Annotated in this window: 1 protein-coding gene; it reads right to left on the bottom strand. The window is 66.0% G+C overall.

The window, feature by feature from the left end:
* Nucleotides 1–232: ThuA domain-containing protein (locus tag DZA62_RS35305; RefSeq protein ID WP_232827689.1), on the bottom strand; the 232-nt coding region annotated here is incomplete at its 3' end.
* Nucleotides 233–427 lie beyond the last annotated feature (195 nt).

Here is a 427-nt window from a genome sequence, read left to right on the forward strand (position 1 = left end):
CGGCCTCGAACCGGGCCAGGCCGTCGTCGGTGAAGACCGACGCGTCCTGCGTCTGCGTCACCGTGAAGCCGTGCTCCGCGCCCAGCTCCTGAACGGCTGTGAGTGCTGCCGGGATCGAGTCGTGCCGGAACCCGGTCGTCTTGTGGAAGAAGAGGACCTCGTACTCCTCCTCCGGAGGGTGCGCGGAGCTGATGGCGGTTCCTGTGAGCAGTGAGGCCAGGAAGGCCGCCACCACCGTGACCGTGATGTAACGATAAAGTCGTCGCATAGACCTCTCACCGTCGCTTCGTTGCGGTTGTGGACCGGAGATCGTCCGAGGGTGAACAGCCCGACGTGCAGAGTTCGGTTAGGACACACCCCCTCCCCGCACCACGCCGGTGAGGAAGGCGAGCCCGTCGACGGCGATGGCGTCCTGCGTCTTCGCCAG

The sequence above is a fragment of the Jiangella endophytica genome (assembly GCF_003427025.1).
GTDB classification, from domain to species: Bacteria; Actinomycetota; Actinomycetes; order Jiangellales; family Jiangellaceae; genus Jiangella; species Jiangella endophytica.